At 64.9% G+C, this 21,957-nt stretch carries 23 protein-coding genes; 21 read left to right on the top strand and 2 right to left on the bottom strand.

Annotated elements, in window-relative coordinates; all coding sequences use genetic code 11:
* Nucleotides 1-142 precede the first annotated feature (142 nt).
* The 6 genes from G6P88_RS16115 to G6P88_RS16140 are packed head-to-tail and all read left to right on the top strand — an operon-like array spanning nt 143 to nt 6,453.
* Nucleotides 143-1,348 (top strand): acyl-CoA dehydrogenase family protein, encoded by a 1,206-nt coding sequence (locus tag G6P88_RS16115; RefSeq protein ID WP_165324083.1) that lies wholly within the window; start codon nt 143-145, stop codon nt 1,346-1,348.
* A gap of 30 nt (nt 1,349-1,378) precedes the next feature.
* Nucleotides 1,379-2,194 carry an alpha/beta fold hydrolase gene (locus G6P88_RS16120; protein WP_165324084.1) on the top strand — a complete coding sequence of 272 codons (816 nt, stop codon included), beginning with the start codon at nt 1,379-1,381 and terminating at the stop codon, nt 2,192-2,194.
* Nucleotides 2,187-2,966, top strand: coding sequence for a fumarylacetoacetate hydrolase family protein (locus tag G6P88_RS16125; RefSeq protein WP_165324085.1), 780 nt, complete (start codon nt 2,187-2,189; stop codon nt 2,964-2,966). Before G6P88_RS16120 ends, G6P88_RS16125 begins: the two co-directional genes overlap by 8 nt.
* 10 nt (nt 2,967-2,976) lie before the next feature.
* Nucleotides 2,977-3,915, top strand: a complete 939-nt coding sequence (locus tag G6P88_RS16130; protein WP_165324086.1) for an acetaldehyde dehydrogenase (acetylating) — start codon at nt 2,977-2,979, stop codon at nt 3,913-3,915.
* Nucleotides 3,916-3,928: 13 nt separating this feature from the next.
* On the top strand, nt 3,929-4,972 hold the full coding sequence (gene dmpG, locus G6P88_RS16135; RefSeq protein WP_165324087.1) for a 4-hydroxy-2-oxovalerate aldolase: 1,044 nt from the start codon (nt 3,929-3,931) through the stop codon (nt 4,970-4,972).
* The gene (locus G6P88_RS16140; RefSeq protein ID WP_165324088.1) at nt 4,969-6,453 is read left to right on the top strand and encodes an FAD-dependent oxidoreductase; all 1,485 of its coding nucleotides are present in this window, start codon (nt 4,969-4,971) and stop codon (nt 6,451-6,453) included. Before dmpG ends, G6P88_RS16140 begins: the two co-directional genes overlap by 4 nt.
* A gap of 7 nt (nt 6,454-6,460) precedes the next feature.
* On the opposite strand, the gene G6P88_RS16145 is transcribed toward G6P88_RS16140, so the two are convergent.
* Nucleotides 6,461-7,543 (bottom strand): helix-turn-helix transcriptional regulator, encoded by a 1,083-nt coding sequence (locus tag G6P88_RS16145; protein WP_165324089.1) that lies wholly within the window; start codon nt 7,541-7,543, stop codon nt 6,461-6,463.
* 77 nt (nt 7,544-7,620) lie between these two features.
* On the opposite strand from G6P88_RS16145, the gene cysD reads away from it, so the two are divergent.
* Genes cysD through G6P88_RS16160 form a run of 3 tightly spaced genes read left to right on the top strand, consistent with a single transcriptional unit; the run spans nt 7,621 to nt 11,221 of the window.
* Nucleotides 7,621-8,544, top strand: coding sequence for a sulfate adenylyltransferase subunit CysD (gene cysD / locus G6P88_RS16150; protein ID WP_165324090.1), 924 nt, complete (start codon nt 7,621-7,623; stop codon nt 8,542-8,544).
* The gene (gene cysN, locus G6P88_RS16155; RefSeq protein ID WP_165324091.1) at nt 8,544-10,466 is read left to right on the top strand and encodes a sulfate adenylyltransferase subunit CysN; all 1,923 of its coding nucleotides are present in this window, start codon (nt 8,544-8,546) and stop codon (nt 10,464-10,466) included. The genes cysD and cysN overlap by 1 nt, the downstream gene beginning before the upstream one ends.
* The gene (locus G6P88_RS16160; RefSeq protein WP_165324092.1) at nt 10,463-11,221 is read left to right on the top strand and encodes a 3'(2'),5'-bisphosphate nucleotidase CysQ; all 759 of its coding nucleotides are present in this window, start codon (nt 10,463-10,465) and stop codon (nt 11,219-11,221) included. Before cysN ends, G6P88_RS16160 begins: the two co-directional genes overlap by 4 nt.
* A 42-nt stretch (nt 11,222-11,263) precedes the next feature.
* Here G6P88_RS16160 and G6P88_RS16165 read toward each other — a convergent pair whose 3' ends face one another.
* Entirely contained in the window at nt 11,264-11,878 is a 615-nt protein-coding gene (locus tag G6P88_RS16165) for a TetR/AcrR family transcriptional regulator (RefSeq protein ID WP_226946610.1), read from the bottom strand.
* Between the two features lie 140 nt (nt 11,879-12,018).
* Here G6P88_RS16165 and G6P88_RS16170 point away from each other — a divergent pair, with 140 nt between their 5' ends.
* The 12 genes from G6P88_RS16170 (at nt 12,019) to G6P88_RS16225 (ending at nt 21,854) form a co-directional block, all read left to right on the top strand.
* Nucleotides 12,019-13,704 carry an N-acyl-D-amino-acid deacylase family protein gene (locus tag G6P88_RS16170; protein ID WP_165324093.1) on the top strand — a complete coding sequence of 562 codons (1,686 nt, stop codon included), beginning with the start codon at nt 12,019-12,021 and terminating at the stop codon, nt 13,702-13,704.
* Complete coding sequence (locus tag G6P88_RS16175; RefSeq protein WP_165324094.1) at nt 13,701-13,919, top strand: hypothetical protein; 219 nt, start codon at nt 13,701-13,703, stop codon at nt 13,917-13,919. Before G6P88_RS16170 ends, G6P88_RS16175 begins: the two co-directional genes overlap by 4 nt.
* Nucleotides 13,916-14,164: a hypothetical protein gene (locus G6P88_RS16180; protein WP_165324095.1), complete on the top strand. Its 249-nt coding sequence runs from the start codon at nt 13,916-13,918 to the stop codon at nt 14,162-14,164. Before G6P88_RS16175 ends, G6P88_RS16180 begins: the two co-directional genes overlap by 4 nt.
* A complete protein-coding gene (locus tag G6P88_RS16185; RefSeq protein WP_165324096.1) occupies nt 14,164-14,997 on the top strand; it encodes a Coq4 family protein in 834 nt (277 codons plus the stop codon). Before G6P88_RS16180 ends, G6P88_RS16185 begins: the two co-directional genes overlap by 1 nt.
* Before the next feature lie 25 nt (nt 14,998-15,022).
* Nucleotides 15,023-15,460 carry a hypothetical protein gene (locus tag G6P88_RS16190; protein ID WP_165324097.1) on the top strand — a complete coding sequence of 146 codons (438 nt, stop codon included), beginning with the start codon at nt 15,023-15,025 and terminating at the stop codon, nt 15,458-15,460.
* A 72-nt stretch (nt 15,461-15,532) separates the two neighbouring features.
* On the top strand, nt 15,533-16,246 hold the full coding sequence (locus G6P88_RS16195; RefSeq protein WP_165324098.1) for a TetR/AcrR family transcriptional regulator: 714 nt from the start codon (nt 15,533-15,535) through the stop codon (nt 16,244-16,246).
* A gap of 95 nt (nt 16,247-16,341) precedes the next feature.
* A complete protein-coding gene (locus G6P88_RS16200) occupies nt 16,342-18,567 on the top strand; it encodes a TonB-dependent receptor (RefSeq protein WP_165324099.1) in 2,226 nt (741 codons plus the stop codon).
* A gap of 70 nt (nt 18,568-18,637) precedes the next feature.
* Nucleotides 18,638-19,084: a nuclear transport factor 2 family protein gene (locus tag G6P88_RS16205; protein ID WP_165324100.1), complete on the top strand. Its 447-nt coding sequence runs from the start codon at nt 18,638-18,640 to the stop codon at nt 19,082-19,084.
* 22 nt (nt 19,085-19,106) lie between these two features.
* Nucleotides 19,107-20,444 carry an aromatic ring-hydroxylating oxygenase subunit alpha gene (locus G6P88_RS16210; protein ID WP_165324101.1) on the top strand — a complete coding sequence of 446 codons (1,338 nt, stop codon included), beginning with the start codon at nt 19,107-19,109 and terminating at the stop codon, nt 20,442-20,444.
* A 25-nt stretch (nt 20,445-20,469) separates the two neighbouring features.
* Entirely contained in the window at nt 20,470-21,216 is a 747-nt protein-coding gene (locus G6P88_RS16215) for an SDR family oxidoreductase (RefSeq protein ID WP_165324102.1), read from the top strand.
* Between the two features lie 120 nt (nt 21,217-21,336).
* Nucleotides 21,337-21,591: a type II toxin-antitoxin system Phd/YefM family antitoxin gene (locus G6P88_RS16220; RefSeq protein ID WP_165324103.1), complete on the top strand. Its 255-nt coding sequence runs from the start codon at nt 21,337-21,339 to the stop codon at nt 21,589-21,591.
* Nucleotides 21,588-21,854, top strand: a complete 267-nt coding sequence (locus tag G6P88_RS16225) for a Txe/YoeB family addiction module toxin (RefSeq protein WP_165324104.1) — start codon at nt 21,588-21,590, stop codon at nt 21,852-21,854. Before G6P88_RS16220 ends, G6P88_RS16225 begins: the two co-directional genes overlap by 4 nt.
* The last annotated feature ends 103 nt before the right edge of the window (nt 21,855-21,957 follow it).

Genomic DNA, 21,957 nt, shown 5'->3' on the forward strand with positions numbered 1-21,957 from the left:
GCGTAACACGTGATTGCATGCTTTGCTAGATCGGCAATCGCAGAACTTGGCTCCGATAGTTGACGCTTTGCGTAGAAATCGGTAGCTAGGATTACGAATCTGATGAACGATCGGATGCGGAGAGGCTGGTCAGGAAACGAACATGGCGACGATGCTTAAGAATGAGGATGTCGCGATCCCGAGCGCGGAAGATCTGATCGAGCGGGCGCGTGCTATGATTCCGGTGCTCCGCTCGCGCGCGAAACAGGCGACGGCGGCCCACAGGATCCCCGACGAGACCATCGCCGAGATGAAGGAAGCGGGCTTCTTCCGCATCCTCCAGCCCAAGCGCTGGGGTGGCTATGAAATGCATCCCAACGTCTTCTTCTCGGTGCTGAAGGAGATCGCGCAGGGCTGCATGTCGACCGGTTGGGTCTATGGCGTCGTCGGCTGTCATCCCTATGAGCTGGCGCTCTTTTCCGACAAGGCGCAGGCCGAAGTCTGGGGCGAGGACACGAGCGTTCTGGTGTCGTCCTCCTACCAGCCGGTGGGCAAGGTCGAGCATGCCGAGGGCGGCTTCTACCTGTCGGGCCGCTGGGGCTTCTCCTCCGGCTCGCAGCATTGCGACTGGGTGCTGCTCGGCTCGCTGGTGCCGCCGAAGAACGAGGGCGATGCCCCCGACATGCGCACCTTCCTCGTCCCGCGGAAGGACTACCGGATCGAGGAGACCTGGGACACCTTCGGTCTTCAGGGCACGGGTAGCCATGACGTGGTGATCGAACGGGCCTTCATCCCCGATTATCGCACGCACCGCGCGGCGGACGGCTTTCTCTGCACCAATCCCGGCCAGAAGGAGAATGGCGCGCCGCTCTTCACCCTGCCCTGGGCGCAGATCTTCGTGCGTTCGGTCTCGTCGGCTGCCCTGGGCGGTACGCGGGCTGCGATCGACGCAGCGATCAAGATCGCCAACGACCGCGTGTCGACCAACACCGGCAAGGCGTCGAAGACCGATCCCATCCTGATGGCCGCGATCGCCAAGGCGCACGCGCAGCTTCTGGAGATGGAAGCCACGCTGGAGGCCAGCTTCGACAAGATGATGGCAAAGGCGGAGCGCGGTCAGCCGCTCGAAATGTCCGAGCGTGCCTTGTATCGTTACCAGTCCTCGACCGTCGTCCGGCGCTGCGCCGATCTGGTGGATGAGCTCATGCCGCTGCTGGGCGGCCGGGCGATCTATATGTCCAGCCCGATCATCCAGCCCTGGCTCGATATCAATGCAGCGCGCGCGCACGTGGCCAACGACCCCAATAATATGGCGGCGGACCTCGTGGGCACGCTGAACGGGCAGGCGCCGTCCTTCCTGTTCCTCTGAGTATTTTCCCAATCGACTGGAGGGGTTTCAATGACAGTCGAGTTCATCCGTACGGCCTATAAGGTCGGCGGAGACTATGAGATCAGCATGGCGGAGGCCGGCTCCGGTCCCGCTGTCGTGTTCCTGCACGGCAGCGGGCCGGGAGCGTCCGGTGCTTCCAACTTTCGCCTCAATGCGTCGGAATTCGTCGCAGCGGGCTATCGCGTCCTGTTGCCCGACCTGATCGGCTATGGCGCGTCGTCGAAGCCGGAGGGCATCGATTACACGCTCCAGCTGTTCACCGACACGGTCCACGACGCGCTGACGAAGGCCGGGGTGACCTCGGCGGTATGTGTCGGCAACTCGCTCGGCGGCGGCATCGCGATGCAGCTGGCCTTCGATCATCCCGGCTTCGTCGAGAAGCTGGTGATGATGGCACCGGGCTGCATTGAGGAGCTGCCGGTCTATTTCGCCATGCCCGGCATCGCCAAGATGAAGTCGAGCTTCGGCAGCCCCGAATTCTCGCTGGAAGATCAGCGGACGCTGATCACCAACCTCGTCTACGACTCTTCGGTGGTCAGCGATCAGTTGGTGGCCGAGCGCTATGCGGTTGCGAAGACGCAGTCGAAGGACGTGCTGGCGCGCATGCGGACGCCCAATCTGGCGCCGCGTCTGGGCGAATTGACCATGCCGATCCTCGGCTTCTGGGGGCTGCAGGACGATTTCTGCCCGGCCTCGGGGGCGCAGCGCTTCCTCGAAGCCTGCCCCGATGCGCGCTTCATGACCTTCAACGGCGTGGGCCACTGGGTCCAGGTCGAGCGCGCCGCGGAGTTTAATCGCTACACCCTGGCCTTCCTCCATGGCTGACACCACAGTCTGGGCCGAACGGCTCTACCGTGCGCTGCGTGACGGAAGCACGCTCGCGCCGATCAGCGGTCAGGACCCGAGCCTGACGATCGACGATGCCTATGCGATCTCGCTCGGCATCCTCGAACGTCGCCAGGCGGACGGCGAACGGGTCGTCGGCAAGAAGATCGGGGTCACCTCGAAGCCCGTGCAGGACATGCTGGGCGTCCACCAGCCCGATTTCGGCTTCCTGACCGACCGCATGTGGATCGACGGCGAGACGATCGACATCGCCGCGACCGGGCTTATCCAGCCACGCGCCGAAGCCGAGATCGCGTTCATCCTGCGTGAGCCGCTGAAAGGCCCGGGCGTGACCGCCGAACAGGTGATCGCCGCAACCGAGAGCATCGCGCCCTGCTTCGAGATCGTCGACAGCCGTATCGCCGAGTGGAAGATCGGGATCGTCGACACCGTCGCCGACAATGCGTCCTGCGGCGTGTTCGTGCTGGGCGAGGCGCGCGCCGACCCGCGCGCGCACGATCTGCCGGCGCTGCACGTCACGGTGACCAAGAATGGCGAACCGCTGTCCGAGGGATATGGCTCGGCTGTGCAGGGCTCTCCTGCCGAGGCGGTGGCATGGCTCGCCAATACGCTCGGCGCGCATGGCGTGACGCTCGATGCCGGGGACGTGATCCTGTCGGGGTCGCTCGTGCCGCTGGCGCCGGCCAAGGCCGGCGACGTCTTCGAAATGGAATTGCACGGTATCGGGCGCTGCGCCGCCCGCTTCGTCTAAGGAAAAGAACATGGCACGTCTGAAGGCGGCGATCATCGGCTCGGGCAATATCGGCACCGACCTGATGATGAAGATGATCAAATATCCCCAGAACATGGAGCTGGCCGCTGTCGTCGGCATTGACCCCGCATCCGAGGGGCTGGCGATGGCGCGCGAGCATGGCATCGCGACCACGCATGAGGGGCTCGACGGCCTGCGCAAGCTGGCCTGCTATCCCGAGATCGGCATCGTCTTCGACGCGACCTCCGCCTATGCCCACAAGGTCCATGACGAAGCGCTGCGCGCCGACGGCAAGCAGGTCGTCGATCTGACTCCGGCTGCGATCGGTCCGTTCACCGTGCCGCCGGTCAATATGGAAGCGCATCTCGACCAGCCCAACGTCAACATGGTCACCTGCGGCGGCCAGGCGACGATCCCGATGGTCGCGGCGGTCAGTCAGGTGGCGAAGGTCCATTATGCCGAGATCGTCGCTTCGGTCTCGTCGCGCTCGGCCGGCCCCGGTACGCGTGCCAATATAGACGAATTCACCCGCACCACGGCGCGCGCGATCGAAGCGGTCGGTGGAGCCACGCAGGGCAAGGCGATCATCATTCTCAACCCGGCCGAACCGCCGATGATCATGCGCGACACGGTGTTCACCCTGTCCGAAGGCGCCGACGAGGAGACGATCCGCGCTTCGGTCGAGAAGATGGTGGCCGAGGTGCAGAAATATGTGCCCGGCTATCGCCTGAAGCAGCAGGTGCAGTTCGAGCGCTTCGGCGACAACAATAAGCTCCGCATCCCCGGACGCGGCGAGTTCACCGGCATCAAGACCTCGATCTTCCTCGAGGTCGAGGGCGCCGGCGACTATCTGCCCAGCTATTCGGGCAATCTGGACATCATGACCGCTGCCGCGAAGGCGACGGGCGAGCTTCTCGCGAAGCGCCGCCTGGCCGCGATGGCCGCCTGAGGAGAGACGCGAGATGGCGGGATTCGACGTAGAGGCGGGCAACAAGCTCTACATTCAGGACGTGACGCTGCGCGACGGCATGCATGCGATCCGGCACATGTACGGGATCGACCATGTCCGCGCGATCGCCAAGGCGCTCGATGCGGCCGGCGTCGACGCGATCGAGGTTGCCCATGGCGACGGTCTGTCAGGCGCCAGCTTCAATTACGGCTTCGGCGCGCACACCGACTGGGAATGGCTCGAAGCCGTCGCAGACGTGCTGGAGAAATCGGTCCTCACCACGCTGATCCTGCCGGGGGTCGGTACGGTCGAGGAACTGAAGCGGGCCTATGATCTGGGCGTGCGCTCGGTCCGCGTGGCCACGCACTGCACCGAGGCCGACGTGTCCAAGCAGCATATCGGCATCGCCCGTGATCTGGGCATGGACGTGTCGGGCTTCCTGATGATGAGCCACATGATCGAGCCCGAGGCGCTGGCGCAGCAGGCGCTGCTGATGGAGAGCTATGGCGCGCAGTGCGTCTATGTCACCGACAGCGGCGGCGCGCTCGACATGGATGGCATCCGCGCGCGCTTCCAGGCCTATGACCGGGTGCTCAAGCCCGAGACGGAGCGCGGCATGCACGCGCACCACAATCTCTCGTTGGGCGTCGCCAACTCGATCGTCGCCGCACAGGAAGGCGCGGTTCGCATCGACGCCAGCCTGGCCGGCATGGGCGCGGGCGCGGGCAATGCGCCGCTCGAAGTCTTCGTCGCCGCCGTCGACCGCAAGGGCTGGAACCATGGCTGCGACGTCATGGCGCTGATGGACGCGGCGGAGGACCTCGTCCGTCCGCTGCAGGACCGCCCGGTGCGGGTCGACCGCGAGACGCTCGCGCTCGGCTATGCCGGCGTCTATTCCTCCTTCCTGCGCCATGCGGAGAAGGCGGCCGAAACCTATGGCCTCGACACCCGCACGATCCTTGTCGAACTCGGCCGCCGACGGATGGTCGGCGGGCAGGAGGACATGATCGTCGATGTCGCGCTCGACATGCTCAAGGAAAGAGAGACCGCGCAATGACCAGCCCCTCGCTCCATCGGCCGCTTGGCGTGGGCGAGGTCGCCCGGTGGGACATCGAGACCGACGTCGCTGTGATCGGCTTCGGCGCGTCGGGCGCCTGCGCGGCGCTCGAAGCCGCGCGCGGCGATGCGTCGGTCACGCTGTTCGAGATGGGATCGGGCAGCGGCGGCGCCTCGGCGCTCTCGGGCGGGGAAATCTATATCGGTGGCGGCTCCGACGTGCAGCGTGCCGCCGGCTTCGAGGACAGCCCGGAGGCGCTCGCCGCCTATCTGAAGATGGCGGGCGGCCCGGACGCCGACCACGCGAAATGCGAACTCTATGCGTCCGAAAGCCTGTCGCATTATGAATGGCTGAAGGCGCAGGGCGTGCCGTACAAGGGCACTTTCGTACCCGGCAAGATTATCGAGCCCGCGACCGACGACACGCTGATCTGGTCGGGCAGCGAAGAGGCCTGGCCCTTCTGCGAACAGGCGCAGCCCGCACCGCGCGGCCATGTCATCCAGTTCGAGGGCTGGGGCGGCGGCCGCAAGCTCGTCGACATATTGGAGCGCAACGTGCGCGAGGCCGGGGTCGACGTGCGCGTCGATGCCCGCGTCGTCTCGCTGATCGCCGATGGTCCCGCGATCGTCGGACTGGTCGTGCGGATCGACAACAAGGACCATTATGTCCGCGCGGGCGCTACCGTGATCTGCACGGGCGGCTTTTGCATGAATCAGGACATGCTCCGCCGCTACGCCCCCGAAGCGATCAAGCTCGCCAACCCGATCGGCGAGAATGACAACGGCTCGGGCATATTGATGGGCATGGGCGCTGGCGGCGACGCGATCCACATGGACGAGTTCTTCACCACCTGTCCGTGGATCATGCCCGAAAGCCTCGTGAAGGGGATCTTCGTCAACCGCAACGGACAGCGGTTCATGAACGAGGACTGCTATCATGGCCGCGTCAGCCGCACGATGATCGACCAGCCGGGCGACCGCGTCTGGCTGCTGGTCGACAATGCGATCTTCGCGCGACCGATCGAATTGGCCCGGATCGACATCGCGGCGGTCGGCGAGACCTGGGAAGAGGTCGAAGCCGAACTGGGCCTGCCGGCCGACACGCTGACCGCCACGGTGCGGACCTTCAACCGCTATGCGGCCGAGGGACATGACCCCGTCTGGCACAAGTCGGCCAAATGGCTGAAGGTGCTCGACGAGCCGCCTTTTGCTGCGCTCGAACTCAACTTCGCGACCAGCTATTTTTCCTTCTTCACCCTTGGCGGGCTCTCGACCCTGCCGACGGGTGAAGTGCTCGACCGCGGTGGCGAGCCGGTTCCCGGCCTGTTCGCGGCGGGACGCGCGACCTCGGGGCTGCCGCGTTGGGGGCATGGCTACAGCTCGGGCATGAGTCTGGCTGACTGCACCTTCTTCGGGCGTAAGGCGGGCACGTCGGCAGCGTTATTAGCCAAGGCGTCGCAGCGGGTCGCCGAGCCAGCCTGACCGCTGGTCAGGCGAGCAGCGCGACGCTTTCGAGAACGAGGCGGACGAGGTCGGCCTGACCGGTCGTCCCGGTCTTGGCATAGGCCCGCTTTGAATAGTTGCGCGCGGTTTCCAGGGTTAGACCCAGAAGGAGCGCCGCATCGGCGATAGACTCCCCCCGCGACAGAGCGATGGCGAGGCGTGCCTCGCTGTCGGTCAGGCCGTGTAGCGCCGATAGCAGCGCGGCATGGCGGTCGTCGCGTTCGCGCGGCAGGCGGACGACTGCGACATAAGCAGGCATGGTCAGCGCGGTCAGTGGCCGATCAGGCATCGGCAGCGCGACCAGCCCGCGTTCGGCATCGTCCTCCAGTGGGACCACCTGCGGCTCGCCATGCGGCTGTGCGGTGAAGGCCTCGATCAGTCGAGCCAGCTTCCGCTCGGCCTCGGCCGTGCCCGCGACGATGCGCGCGCCGCCGGGTGACAATATCGGGCGGGCGTCGGGAGAACTGGCGATGACCGAGCCCTCGGTGCCGAGCACGGCCCAGGCGAGCCCGGCGCGCCGCAGCACATCCTCGCCGACATTGGCGCGCATCCGCTCGCGCTCCAGCGTCGCGAAATTGCGCAGCGCGATGGCGAGATGCGGTTCCAGCGCGGCAAGCACCGCCGCGTCGGCGGCGACGAAATTGTCGCGCTCGCGCAGGAGAACCGCCCAGGCGCTCGCGCCGCCCGGCTCGGTCACCCGCATGAAGCGGCTATGATTGACGCCGATCTGCGACAGATATTCGTGCCGGAAGCGGTCATAGCGCGGGTCGGCCGGGTCGAGCAGTTCGTCGGGCGAATAGACCCGACCGGGGCGCAGCCGGCCATAAGGAATCGGATCGAGCCGCGCGAGTTCCTCCAGCTTCTGCGCCTCGGCGCGGATATTGCGCCCGGCATGAACCTCGGTCGCCTTGTACATCGGCGCTTGGCCCTGGGCGAAGATCAGCGAGACATAGTCGGCGCGGGTGCGGCGACGGAGGCGTTCGAGGAAGGTCTGCCAGCGCGGCGTCTCATGCATCCCCTCGTGCAGCGCGGTCAGCAATTCCGTTTCGTCGGTGCGCGTAAGAGCCATGGATCTCCCATATGGGAGGTTCAGTCGAAAGTCATCCCTGTAAGATGGCGGGGAACCACAAATGAGGAGGGTGCTGCATGGCTTCCGATCCCAAAACCCTGACCCATCTCGAACGTCTCGAGGCCGAATCGATCCACATCATCCGTGAGGTCGTCGCCGAGTGCGAGAAGCCGGTGATGCTCTATTCGGTCGGCAAGGATTCGGCGGTGATGCTGCACCTCGCCCGCAAGGCCTTCTATCCGTCGCCGCCGCCTTTCCCGTTGCTGCATGTCGACACGACCTGGAAATTCAAGGCGATGTACGAGCTGCGCGATCGGATGGCGAAAGAGAGCGGCATGGAGCTGCTCGTCTATCAGAACCCGGAAGCGGAGGAGCGCGGTATCAACCCGTTCGACCATGGTCCGCTCCACACCGACATGTGGAAGACCGAGGGGCTGAAGCAGGCGCTCGATCTCTATGGCTTCGATGCCGCCTTCGGTGGCGCGCGCCGCGACGAGGAGAAGAGCCGTGCCAAGGAGCGCGTGTTCAGCTTCCGCTCGGCCAACCATCGCTGGGACCCGAAGAACCAGCGCCCCGAGCTGTGGAACCTCTACAATGCGCGGAAGAACAAAGGCGAGAGCATCCGCGTCTTCCCGATCTCCAACTGGACCGAGCTCGATATCTGGCAATATATCCAGCTCAACGACATCCCCATCGTCCCGCTCTATTTCGCCGACAAGCGCCCGACCTTCGAATGGGAAGGGCAGCTGTTCATGGCCGACGATATCGAGCGCCTCGAGAAGGTGATGGGCAAGCGCCCGGAGATCACCGAGCGGTCGATCCGGTTCCGGACGCTTGGCTGCTTCCCGCTGACCGGTGCGGTCGAAAGCGAGGCCAAGACGCTGTCCGAAGTGATCCAGGAAACGCTGCTGACGACCACGTCCGAACGCCAGGGACGCGTGATCGACAAGGATGCCGGCGGCGCCGGCATGGAAAAGAAGAAGCAGGAGGGTTATTTCTGATGAGCACGCTCAACGCCACCTCCGGGGACAGCGTCTATCAGGTCGAATCCCTGATCGCCGAGGACATCGACGCCTATCTGAAGCTCCACCAGCACAAGACGCTGCTGCGCTTCATCACCTGCGGTTCGGTCGACGACGGCAAGTCGACGCTGATCGGTCGCCTGCTCTATGACAGCAAGATGATCTTCGAGGATCAGCTCGCCGCGCTCGAAGCCGACAGCAAGCGGGTCGGCACGCAAGGGCAGGAGATCGACTTCGCGCTGCTCGTCGACGGTCTTGCCGCCGAGCGCGAGCAGGGCATCACGATTGACGTCGCCTATCGCTTCTTCGGGACCGAGAAGCGCAAGTTCATCGTCGCCGACACCCCCGGCCACGAACAATATACGCGCAACATGGTCACCGGCGCGTCGACCGCAGACCTGGCGGTCATCCTGATCGACGCGCGCAAGGGCGTGCTGACGCAGACGCGACGCCACAGCTATCTCGCCCATCTGATCGGGATCCGTCACATCGTGCTGGCGGTGAACAAGATGGATCTGGTCGGCTACGACCAGAAGATCTTCGACGACATCGTCGCCGACTATCGCGCCTTCGCCGACTCGATCGGCATCCGCGAGTTCGTCGCCATGCCGATTTCGGGCTTCAAGGGCGACAACATCACCGGCCCGTCGCCGAACACGCCCTGGTATAGCGGCCCGGCGCTTATGGAGCATCTGGAGACCGTCGAGGTCGACCAGGTGTCCGATCAGGACAAGCCGTTCCGCATGGCGGTGCAGTGGGTCAATCGCCCCAATCTCGACTTCCGGGGTTTCTCCGGGCTGATCGCGACCGGCACCGTCAAGCCCGGCGACAAGATCCGCGTGCTGCCCTCGGGCAAGACCTCGACCGTGGCGCGGGTCGTGACGCTCGACGGCGATCTCGATGCGGGTGTCGCCGGCCAATCGGTGACGATCACGCTCGCAGACGAGATCGACTGCTCGCGCGGCGACGTCATCGCGGCTGCCGACAATCCCCCGCAGGCCGCCGACCAGTTCGAGGCCACGATCGTGTGGATGTCGGACGAGGAAATGCTGCCCGGCCGGCCCTATTGGCTGAAGCTCGGGGCGCAGACCATCTCGGCCAGCATCCAGGCACCGAAATATCAGGTCAACGTCAACACGATGGAGCATCTGGCGGCGAAGACGCTGGAGCTCAACGCCATCGGCGTCGCCAATCTGTCGACCGACCGCAGCCTGGTGTTCGAGCCTTATGGCGAGAACCGTTCGCTGGGCGGCTTCATCCTGATCGACAAGATCACCAACGCGACCGTCGCTGCGGGCATGCTGCACTTCTCGCTGCGGCGCGCACAGAATGTCCACTGGCAGGCAACCGACATTTCGCGCGAGCATCATGCCGCGATGAAGCATCAGAAGCCGGCGGTGCTGTGGTTCACCGGTCTGTCGGGTGCGGGCAAGTCGACCATCGCGAACATCGTCGAGAAGAAGCTGGCGCGGATGAACCGCCACACCTTCCTGCTCGACGGCGACAATGTGCGCCATGGCCTGAACAAGGACCTGGGCTTCACCGACGCCGACCGCGTGGAGAATATCCGCCGCGTGGGCGAGGTCGCCAAGCTGATGACCGATGCCGGGCTGATCGTGATCACCGCCTTCATTTCGCCCTTCCGGGCGGAGCGCGACATGGTGCGGTCGATGATGGCGCCGGGTGAGTTCATCGAGGTGCATATCGATACGCCCCTGGCCGATGCCGAATCGCGCGATGTGAAGGGCCTCTATGCCAAGGCACGGTCGGGCCAGTTGAAGAACTTCACCGGCATCGACAGCCCTTATGAGGCGCCGGAAGATCCCGAGATCCGCATCGACACCACGTCGATGACCGCTGAGGAAGCGGCCGAGGAAATCATCCGCAGGCTGATCCCATGAGCGGTGCGATGACCGACGCCGAACTCGCGGCGCACCTTGCCGAGGTCGCGGGCAAGCTGCTGCTCGAAGTGCGCGCCAGCGGCATGTTCCCGGCCAAGGCGCTGGGCAAGGCCGGCGACCAGACCGCCAACCAGTTCCTCTGCCACGCCCTGCGGGCGCAGCGGCCCGACGACGGGCTGCTGTCGGAGGAGGAAAAGGACAATGCCGAGCGGCTCTCGCAGTCGCGGGTGTGGATCGTCGACCCGGTCGACGGCACCCGCGAATATGGCGAGGAGCGCGAAGACTGGGCGGTGCATGTCGGCCTGGCTATCGATGGCGTGGCGACTGTCGGCGCGGTCGCGTTGCCGGGGCTGAATCTGGTTTTGCGGACCGACCGGCCGCAGCGCTTGCCCCCCGCCAACCAGCCGCTGCGAATGCTCGTCAGCCGCACGCGGCCCGCGCGCGAGGCGGTCGAGGTCGCCGAGCGGCTCGGCGCCGAACTGGTGGCGATGGGGTCGGCTGGTGCCAAGGCGATGGCGGTGGTGCGCGGCGAGGCCGACATCTACCTCCACACGGGCGGGCAATATGAATGGGACAGCTGCGCGCCGGTCGCGGTCGCGGCGGCGCATGGCCTGTTCTGCTCGCGGGTCGACGGTTCGCCGCTGCGCTATAATCAGGAAGACGTCTACCTGCCCGACCTGATCATCTGCCGCCCCGAATTGGCCGAAGCCGTGCTGCGCGAGGCGCGGGCGGTGCAGGCGGGCGAGCCGGCCTGACGCTATCTACGGCGACCGTCCGGGCAGCCGGCGGTCGCCGCCTTACCGTTTATCGCGGATAGCGACCCCGTCGACGACGAGGTGCGTGACGCGCTCGACATAGTCGGCGGGCGGCGTCTCCAGGCTGAACAGGGCCCGGTAGAGCAGCGTGCCCACCATCATGTCGAACAACGCGTCGGGATCGCAGTCGCCCGCGACCAGGCCTGCCGCCTTTCCCTTGTCCACGATCGACGCCATGCGCGCCCGCGCGTCGCGTTCGCTGTCATGCTGCAATTCCGCCTGCAGCGCGCGGTCGCCCTGCGTCGAGGCGATGACGCCGACCGCCGCTGCGCCGATGTCGGGACGCCGATAGCGCTCGAAGATCTGCCCGGCGAGCAGCGCGACCTGCGCCTTTAGACCGTCCCGGTCGATCACGTCGGGAAAGGACTCGCCGCCGCCGGTCGCAATCTCGTTCGCCAGATGCGCCTTTGTCGGCCAGCGGCGGTAGATCATCGAACGCGGAATGTCGGTCATCTGCGAGATGCTGTCGAAGGCGAGCGCATGATAGCCGCCTTCGGCGAGCAGCGTCCGCGCCGCATCGATGATCCGGCGGTCGATATCCGCATCGCGCGGGCGCCCCCGGCTGCGTGTCGCGACCTTTTCGCTCGTCATGTCCATCGCGGCACGCTGCCACGGCGATGCCGGGCAAGTCCAGCGTGCGCCACCGACTCGCTTGCTTTTTACGGGACAGTATGTACCTTTTTTGTCGAGAGCCGCCATTCGATGCGCAAAGCACGGGCGGGACAGGAGGGAATGCCATGCTCGATCTGGTGATACGCAATGGCCTGGTCTGCGACGGCAGCGGCGCACCGGCCTTTAGGGGCGACGTCGCGGTGCGCGACGGACGCATCGTGGCGATCGGTGAAATCCAGGGTGAGGCGCGCGAGACGGTCGACGCGGGCGGGCGGGTCATCGCCCCCGGCTTCATCGATCCGCATACCCATTATGATGCCCAACTAGTCTGGGACGGGCAGGCGCAGCCCTCCCTCGAACATGGCGTAACCACGGTGATGCCGGGCAATTGCTCGCTCAGCCTGGCGCCGCTCAAGGCCGAGCATCGCGAGTTGCTGGGCGCTACCTTTCGCAAGATCGAGGAGATGCCCAAGAACGCCTTCGACGCAGGCCTGACCTGGTCGTGGGAGAGCTTCGCCGACTATCTCGCGGCGATCAAACCGCGGCTCGGCGTCAACGTCGCGCCGCTGGTCGGGCACAGCCTGCTGCGGCTGTGGGTGATGGGCCTCGATGCCCGTGAGCGGGCGGCGACCGATGCCGAGATCACGCAGATGCGCGTTCTCCTTGCCGAATGCCTTGATGCTGGCGCAGTCGGGATGAGCGGCTCGTGGGTCGACATCGATCATGAAAACCGTCCGGTGCCTGCACGCATGGCCGAACCGGCCGAACTCGACGCCCTGTGCGCGACGCTCGGCAAGAAGGGCGGCATCCTGCAGATGGTCCCCGAATTCTGGGACGCTGACATGCTCTGCGCGCGGATCGACCTCCTTGCCGATCTGTCGCGCAAGCATGGCATTTCGACGACCTTCTCACCGCTGTTCGACAGCAACGCCTCGCCCGAACTGGTCGGCATCGCCCTCGACCGGATCCGGTTGCAGAGCGCCCATGGCGCGCGCGTCGTGCCGCAGATGCAGACCCGGCCGATCGATCTGTCCTTCGACCTCGGTGCGCCGATGTCGACCTTCGCGACGCTGCCGGGCTGGTGGGCGATGACCCTGCTGCCGCACGACGAAAAGCTCGCTGTCTTGCGCGATCCGGAACGGCGGCAGGCTCTGGCGGCGGAGATGGACAATTTCTTCATGCCGATAGGCCTGCAGATCGACTTCGCCGACGCCTATGTGAAGCGGATGGGAACCCCTGATGCGGCGCTGATGGGCCGGCGCGTGGGTGACCTTGCCGAGGAACGCGGATGCCACATCGCCGAGGTGATCATCGACATCGCGCTCGCCGATAATCTCGCCACCTCCTACGGGCTCGACGCGATCGGTCATAATGACGACGCCAAGATCGCCAAGATGCTGGCGGACCCGCTGATCGGCATCGGTGCGGGCGATGGCGGGGCCCATGTCACCAATTTCGCCACCTATGGCGACACCGGCTATCTGTTCAGCCGCTATGTCCGCGGCTTCGGGGCGATGCCGTTGGAGACTGCGGTGCGCAAGCTGACCCATGACGTGGCGCAGGTGTGGGGCCTGCGCGACCGCGGCCTGCTGCGACCGGGCTATGCGGCCGACATCGTGCTGTTCGATCCCCAGACGATCGATCGCGGCCCGGAGATCGCCGTGGAGGATCTGCCCGCTCCGGGCTTCCGCTACATCCGCCGCGCCAGCGGCATCGACCGCGTCTTCGTCAACGGCGTGCAGGCCTATAGCCGGGACGACGGCTATGCCCCGGCGCGCGCCGGCCAGATCACCGAAAGGCAGAGTGCATGAGCGTTTCGCTTCCCCCGCGCCGTCGCTTCATCCAGCCGCAGAGCGGCGACGACTGGCCGAGCATCGCCGCGCGGGTGATGCCTGACACCCCGGTCGAGGCGGCGGTCGAGCAACTCAAGAGCTGGAACCTGTTCCTCGTCTTCCGCCCGGCCAGCGTGATCACGCCGTCGGACATCTTGTTCATCGAGCCGCCGCAGGCGCCTGCCGGGGCGTGAGCGACGGGGCGATGATCGAAGCGCTGTGCCTGACGCCGACGCATGACGGCGAGGCCGCGCTGGTGATCACCCTGCGCTTTGCCAATGGCGGGCGATCGAAGGTGCAGATCGATGCGGAGGGCATGCGCCGGGTGATGGCGCGCGCCGGGGTCGGCAACGCCGCCGACCTGATCGGACGAAGCTGGGCGGTGCTCGACATCGAAGAGCCGGCCTTCATGACCAGAATGAAGCGAGAGGACAGCTGATGAACGTAGAAACCAATCTCGCGGCCGACGAAGCCGCCTATCTGATGGGCGCCGCCGAGCCGGTGACGTCGAGCGTGCTGATCAGCAATTCCAAATATCTGAACAGCCCGCTGTTCCGCGACGTCTATGCGCAAATGGGACTGAAGCGCGACGGCCACGACCTGCCCGATGCCTATCTGATTCCGACGTTGTCGCGCGCCATGGGCGAGGTGGTCGATCCGGTGCGGACGATGGAGCTGCTGGCGGCCGAGAAGGCCCGGCTGCCCGAATTCGCTGCCTGGCTCGACGAGCGCTTCGTGTCCGACTTCACCGCCGAGCAGACCGCGCATTGCGCGCCGGGCACACTGGGCGCGCGCATCCATGCCTTTATCGCGGAAAGCGGCTACCAGATCGATTTCCTGTTCAAGGATGCCCCGCGCAACGATTATGAGTTCCTGCTCAAGCGGCGTGCACAGAACCACGACATCGAGCATATGGTCACCGGCCTCTGCCCGAGCCAGGTGGGCGAGATCGCGCTGATCGTCGCCAACACGATCGCCAACGCCAATTATTTCTCGACCGATTTCGCGCATGAGCTGAACCTCTACGGCACGGTGCTGATGTCGACCTCGCTCAGCCGCGCGGGGCTGCATTATCCCAAGGCGTTGCCGTCGCTCCTCGAGGGCTTCGCCCGGGGCTATGCGCTGGGGGCCAAGCAGAAGAAGCCGTTGTTCATGGTCCGCTGGGAGGACCATCTCGACCGCCAGATCGACGACATCCGGGCGGATTTCGGCTTCGAGGACGGTCCGGAGCCCGGCTATTGGGACTGGATCTTCAAGGTTTTCAAAGGCTGACTGCTGCAGGACGGGAGAGGAAGGCATGACGACGACCACCGCGCTGAAGGGCCCCGAAGGGCTGTGTCGCAGCTACGGGCAGGCGATGCTCGACAAGGATGGCCGCGCCATCGCCGGCCATTATCTGTTTCCCTATATCTCCTTCACGCTGGGCCATGTGCACAGCTTCGAGGATCGCGCGACCGCGGACGCGGCCTGCACCGATCAGGTTGCCCGCTTCGGCCGGTCGGGAGTCGGCACCGACATCCGCCTGATCGACTACAAGATCGTGCCGGTATCCGAAGATGCCGCGCTCTGCCACCTGACCTGGGAGGTTTATCCGGTGAACGGTACCCCCGGCTGGTTGTGGACGAACGTCTATGGCTATCGCCGCAAGGGCGACGAGGAAGGCTTCGAGTTCAACGTGTCGGATAACGAGATCGGCGAACTGCTCAAGCGTTTCCCCGACTTCTACAGCCTCTGATGGCGTAAGGCGGCTGGCCCGGCGCTTGCCGGGCCGCTTGCCGAGCGTGCGGGCCATGGCTACGCAAGGTCGATGCCCCGCACGAGCAGCACCTCGATTGAAGAAGCCCCGCCAGCCAAGCGGCTGACGTCGAAAGGCCTCAAGACACGGTCGGCGATCCTCGACGCGGCCGAGCGGCAATTTTCGGAGCGTGGCTTCGAGGGCGTGTCGCTTCGCCAGATCATGGATGAGGCCGGCGTTCAGATGGGGCAGCTCCAGCATTATTTCCCGACGAAGGAAGACGTCTTCGTCGGCGTTCTCGATCGCCGGCTCGAGCAGGTGACGGCCGACTATGCTGCGGCGGTCGAGGGCATGGAGGCGAGCGTGAAGGCGGGGCAGGCCGATCTCCGCGCGGTCGTGCGTGCTGGGATGTCGGTTTCGAGGGCATGGTTGTCGGCGGATGATGCCGGACGGCACCGCTATCTCCGCATGCTCGCGCTCAGCACGATGAGCTTCGACCAGCCCGATTATGTGCGCAGCCACGGACAGTCCTTCCAACCGCTCAACGAACGTATCATCAGGCAACTGGCCCGCCTCTATCCGCAGGCTGGCGCGGCGCGTACGCGCGCGGCCTATTATCTGATCGAGGCCAACCTGCTGTCGGTCTACGCCAATGTGGACTCGCAACTGGCGCGCTCCCGGATCGTCCGGTCGGCCGACGCCATTGCCGACCTTTACGATCATCTCGAGGATTTCCTTGTCGGCGGCATCGACGCGCTTCTCGGACGGGCAGACCGAGCAAGCTAATCATTTGCACAGCTGACGCTCCCCGCTGAAATGGTGCAAATGCACCATAGATGAAGCCGAACTGCCAGAAGCGGTCGGAAGTTGGGAGAGCGAGCATGAGGGGAATCAAGGGTTTCGCGCGCGCGGCGCTGGTCGGAACGGCTCTGGCGGGCTGGTCGTCGATCGCGATGGCACAGTCGCCGGCAGCTGCGGAAGAAGCCGTCACATCTGGCGTCGAGGACATCGTCGTCACCGCGCAGAAGCGTTCGGAGAACATCCAGCGAGTCCCGATTGCGGTGACCTCGGTGAGTGGCGTGGCGCTCGAACGCGCCCAGGTGCGCGACGTGCAGGGCCTCGCCAACACGATCCCCAACGTCCAGATCAACAGCTTTTCCAACTCGCCGGACTCGGCAGTGTTCACTATCCGCGGCGTCGGCGTGAACGACGCCGATCCCTATGTCGGGACGACCGTGTCGGTGGTGGTCGACGGCGTACCCGTCGGCGTGAATACGGCGGCCCTGCTGTCGCTGTTCGACGTGGAGCGGGTCGAGGTGCTGCGCGGTCCGCAGGGGACGCTGTTCGGGGCCAACACGACCGGCGGCGTCGTCAACGTCATCACCAAGCAGCCGACCGGCGAGTTCGGCGGCGAGGCGCAGATCGTCTATGGCAATTACAACCGGATCGACCTGAACGCCGCGATCAACTTCCCGATCAGCGATGCACTGGCCGGCAAGGTGAGCGTGCTGCACACAGGTTCGGACGGCTTCTTCCGCGCCTATGGCGACAATCGCCGCCTGGGCAAGCGCGACATGACCTCGGTGCGCCCCTATCTGAAATATACGGGCGACGGCTATAATGCGACGCTGATCGGCCAATATGACCGCAGCCGGAACGGATCGCAGACCGGCGTGATCATCGCAGGCCCGGGCGAACTCTTCTACGCTCCCGGCGAGACCGATCAGGGCATCAATTTCCGCCGCGGGCAGAGCCTCGACCAGCCGGATTACAACAACCGCGACAGCTATGCGGTGACGCTCACCCAGAATATCGAAACCGGAATCGGCGAACTGGTCGCGATCAGCAGCTATCGCGAATATGACAATGATCTCTACAGCGACGACGACGCGCAGACCGCGATCCTGCTGCAGACCCGCCGCCAGACCAAGCAGCACCAGCTGTCGCAGGAACTGCGCCTGCACAGCGACATCAACGACCGCATCAAGCTGGTCGCGGGTGCCTTCTACTTCAGCCAGAAATACAGGCTCCTCCAGGGCGGCAAGCTCGACGGCTTCCTGCGCGGCCTCGGCCAGCCGCAGACCCAGCGGCAGAAGAACTGGTCGATCTCGGGCTTCGCGCAGCTTTATGTCCAGCTGACCGATACGGTCCGCCTGCAGGGCGGCGTCCGCGTGAGCCATGAGAAGACGACCGCGACTTCGACCACCGCGAACAGCTTCACGACGACGCCCGGTGGGTTGTCGAGCTTCAACGATCCGCTGATCCCGGGTTCGCTGATCTCCGCGAGCGGCGCCAAGTCGTGGGACGACGTCGGCTACAAGATCGGCGTAGATTGGCAGGCTGCCCCGACGGTGCTGCTCTATGGCTATCATGCGCGCGGCTTCAAATCGGGCGGCTTCACGGGCCGCATCGCGGTGGCGCAGGACATCGGCCCGTTCGACCCCGAGCATCTCGACACCTATGAGGTGGGCGCCAAGGCGGACCTGTTCGACCGCCACCTGCGCCTGAATCTGGCGCTGTTCTACAACGACTACAAGAACATGCAGGTCACGCAGAACCTGACCTATCTCGACGGTCGCAACTCGGCCTCGATCCGCAACGCCGGTGGCGCCAAGACCAAGGGCGTCGAGCTGGAGGCGACGCTCGTTCCGGTCGAGGGCATCACCTTCAACGGCTCGGTCGCCTATCTCGACGCTTATTACACCAAGTACGACACCTTCGTGCTCGATGCGACGGGTCAGACGGTCGCGGTCAGCTATGCCGGCAACCGGCTGATGAATTCGCCGAAGTGGAACACCAATGTCGGCTTCACCATCCAGCAGCCGCTGGGCGGGGGCACCGTCACCGCGACCGGCAATTACAGTTATACCAGCAGCAAGTTCACCGCCTTCACCGGTCGGCCGTCCGAACTCGTTCAGTCGATCGATCTGGCGAACGCGTCGCTGTCCTGGTCGCCCGATGGCGAACGCTGGTCGATCGGTGCATGGAGCCGCAACCTCTTCAACGAGAAATATTACGGCCAGAAGCTCAATCTGGTCGGGATCGGCACGCTCGCGTCGCTCGGCAACCCGCGCGAATATGGCCTGGATTTCAAGGTCCGCTGGTGATGGCGGAGGGGCCGGCTGCACATCTCCTCGTGGTCGGCCCCGTTTTTTTGAACAGCAAAGGACATATCGCATGACCGGCATGCCGATGGAGGTGCGCGTCGCGCTCCAGGACCTGATGACTGCCTATTGCTATGCGGTCGACCGCCTGGGCGACGTCGACGCGTTGCTCGACCTGTTCACCGAGGATGCCGTGCTCGATTTCTCGGCGATCGGCCTGCCGGTGATGAACGGACGCGGGGAGATGAAGGCCTTCTTCGACCGGGTCTTCGCCGACATGAGCCACCATGCCCATTATATCACCAATTTTAGACCGAACGCCTATGACGGCGCGACCGCGTCGATGAGCGCCTATGTGATCGGCATGGGTCGCGCCAAGGACGGCAACAGCGTCGAGGTGCAGGTGCAGTATCGCTTCGATGCGGTCGAGACGCCGGCCGGCTGGCAATGTCGCCGCTATTCGATGTTCTCGATGATGCCGCTGCCGGGATCGCTCGCCGAGATCCACGCGACCCGCTGACCCCTCGCTTCAGGATATCGCCATGGCCACGCTCGCCGAAAGCCGGACCGGCTATCCGGTCCACCCAGACGCTCGTCCCCCCGCCGCGCGCGGCGATCCGATCGGCGGCGACCGTTACTGGTCGAAGGAGTTCGCCGACCGCGAATGGGAGCATATGTGGAAGCGCGTCTGGCATCTGGGCGGGCGGGTGTCGCAACTGGAGGAACCGGGCGACTTCATCGTCCACGATTTCCGCCACGAGAGCGTGGTCATGGTTCGCCAGCAGGACGGAGCCATCCGCGCTTTCTTCAATGTCTGCATGCATCGCGGCAACCGGCTGCTGTCGGTGTCGGAGGGATCGGTCAGCGGCGCGTTCACCTGCCCCTATCATGGCTGGAAATGGGGCCTCGACGGGGTGCTCGGGCAGGTGCAGGACCCGGAGGATTTCCCGCAGGGCAATCCGTGCGGCAAGCTGACGCTCAAGGAATTGCGCTGCGAGACATGGGGCGGCTTCATCTTCTGGAGCTTCGATCCGCACGCGCCCGCGCTGCTCGACTATCTCGATCCGATCCCGACGCTGTTCGCCAATCGCGACCTCGAGAAGTACACGCGGGTCGTGTGGCAGACGCTGCGGGTGAACACCAACTGGAAGTTCGCCTCGGACAATTTCAACGAGGCCTATCATATCCCCTCGGTCCATCCGCAGTTCGAGCCGATGATCGACGACCATTATTCGACGACCCTGTTCGAGATGTATCCGAACGGCCACAACCGGATGATCGAGAAGCTGCAGCCTTCGTCGCGCTACCCGGACGCGCAGCAGATCAAGCCGCTCTGGGCCTCTGTCCTGCGCGAGTGGGACATCGATCCGGCGGACTATGAGGGGCGGGCGCAGGAAGGGCGGCTGGCGCTCCAGCGGGCGCGGCGGGAACTCGGCCCAGCACGCGGCCATGACCATTTCGCGCGGCTGACCGATGACGAACTCACCGATCAGATGCACCACACCTGCTTTCCCAATCTGACGCTGACCGCCACCCCCGAGGGGCTGCACGTGTTCCGGACCGAGCCCGATGCCGAGGATCCCAACTGGTCGACCTTCGACTATTGGTATCTGGCGCCGCCGGTGCGCGGGATGAGCGAGATCCCCACGCTCTACGGCATGCGCCCTTATCGCGAGGCCGAGCATAGCTTCGGCGAGTTCGAGACCTATCAGACGACGATCGCGCAGGGCGATTTTCTGGCGCAGGACCTGTCGCTGGCGGTGACGCAGCAAAAGGGCTTGCGATCGATGGCATTCGGCGATTGCTATCTGGCCGGACAGGAGACGCGGGTTCGCCGCTTTCACGAAGTGATCAACGATTATCTGGAAGGCCGGCGCTGAGCCGGATGCGAGGAGAGACAGGACGATGGGTAGGGTAGAAGGCAAGGTCGCGATCATCACCGGCGGCGCGTCGGGGCTGGGTGCCGAGGATGCGCGCGTGCTGGCACGCGAGGGCGCGAAGGTCGTCATCACCGACGTGCAGGACGACCTCGGCGCGCGCATCGCCGCCGAGATTCCGGGGGCGGTCTACCTGAACCAGGACGTCCGCAGCGAGGCGCGCTGGGACGAGGTGATCGCCGAGACGATCGCTCGCTTCGGTAAGCTCGACGTCCTCGTCAACAATGCCGGCCTCGTCCGCTTCGGCACGATCGAAGGGCTGAGCTTCGCCGACTACAAGATCCAGGTCGACGTCATGCTCGACGGGACCTTCCTCGGCTGCAAGGCGGCGATCCCGCACATGACCAAGGGTGGCGGCGGATCGATCATCAACATGGCCTCGATCGGCGGCATGATCGGCCTCAGCCAGATTCCGGCCTATGCCGGCGCCAAGGGCGGCATCATCTCGATGAGCCGGTCGATCGCGATCCACTGCCAGGAGCAGGGCTACCGCATCCGCTGCAACTCGATCGCGCCCGGCGGCATCGAAACTCCGATGACGGCACAAGCGGTGGCCGAACTCGACGCCGACAGCGCCGGCATGGAGCAGACCCGCAACCATGGCATGGGCAAGCCGATCGACGTCGCGAACCTCGTCCTGTTCCTGGCGTCCGAGGAGTCGCGCCACATCACCGGCACGAACATGGTGATCGACAATGGCGAGACGGTGCGCTGAGGGGGACGTCCGGAGCTGTGCGGCCACAGGGCACAGCATCGTTCTGGTCAGGTCAGCACGCCAAGCGACATTCTTGCAATTGTACAGAAATTGGTACATATAAATCGCAGGAGAATTGCCATGGACGTCATCAGCTATTCCGATACGCGCGCGCACCTCAAGGAGGTGATGGACCGCGTCGTGGCCGATCGCGCGCCCATAGTCGTGTCGCGGCAGAAGGCGGAGTCGGTCGTGATGGTGTCCCTGTCCGATTGGAACGCGATCGAGGAGTCGATGCATCTGCTGTCGACTGAGGCGAACCGCGGGCGCCTGCTGGCGGCGATACAACAGCTGGATAGCGGCAAGGGCGAGGCGCGCGATCTGATCGAGCCATGAAGCTCGTCTTCGCCGATGCGGCTTGGGACGACTATCTTCATTGGCAAGCCAACGCCCCCAACACTCTGCAGCGCGTCAACGACTTGATCAAGGAATGCCAGCGCAGCCCGTTCAAGGGCACCGGCAAGCCCGAGCCTCTGAAAGGGGATCTTAAGGGCTGGTGGTCGCGGCGTATTACACTGGAGGACCGGCTGGTCTACCGTGTCACCGGTAGCCCCCCTGACCAGCAGTTGGAAATCGCCCAGTGCCGATTCCACTACTGATGGGTGGCGCTTACTCTGGTCCAATCCGAAGGCATATAAGCAAAAAAGCGACCCTTTCGGATCGCTCAACCGCTTGATCTTCTTCTGAGCGACCCGAGAGATA

It is taken from the genome of Rhizorhabdus phycosphaerae (genome assembly GCF_011044255.1).
GTDB classification, from domain to species: domain Bacteria; phylum Pseudomonadota; class Alphaproteobacteria; order Sphingomonadales; family Sphingomonadaceae; genus Rhizorhabdus; species Rhizorhabdus phycosphaerae.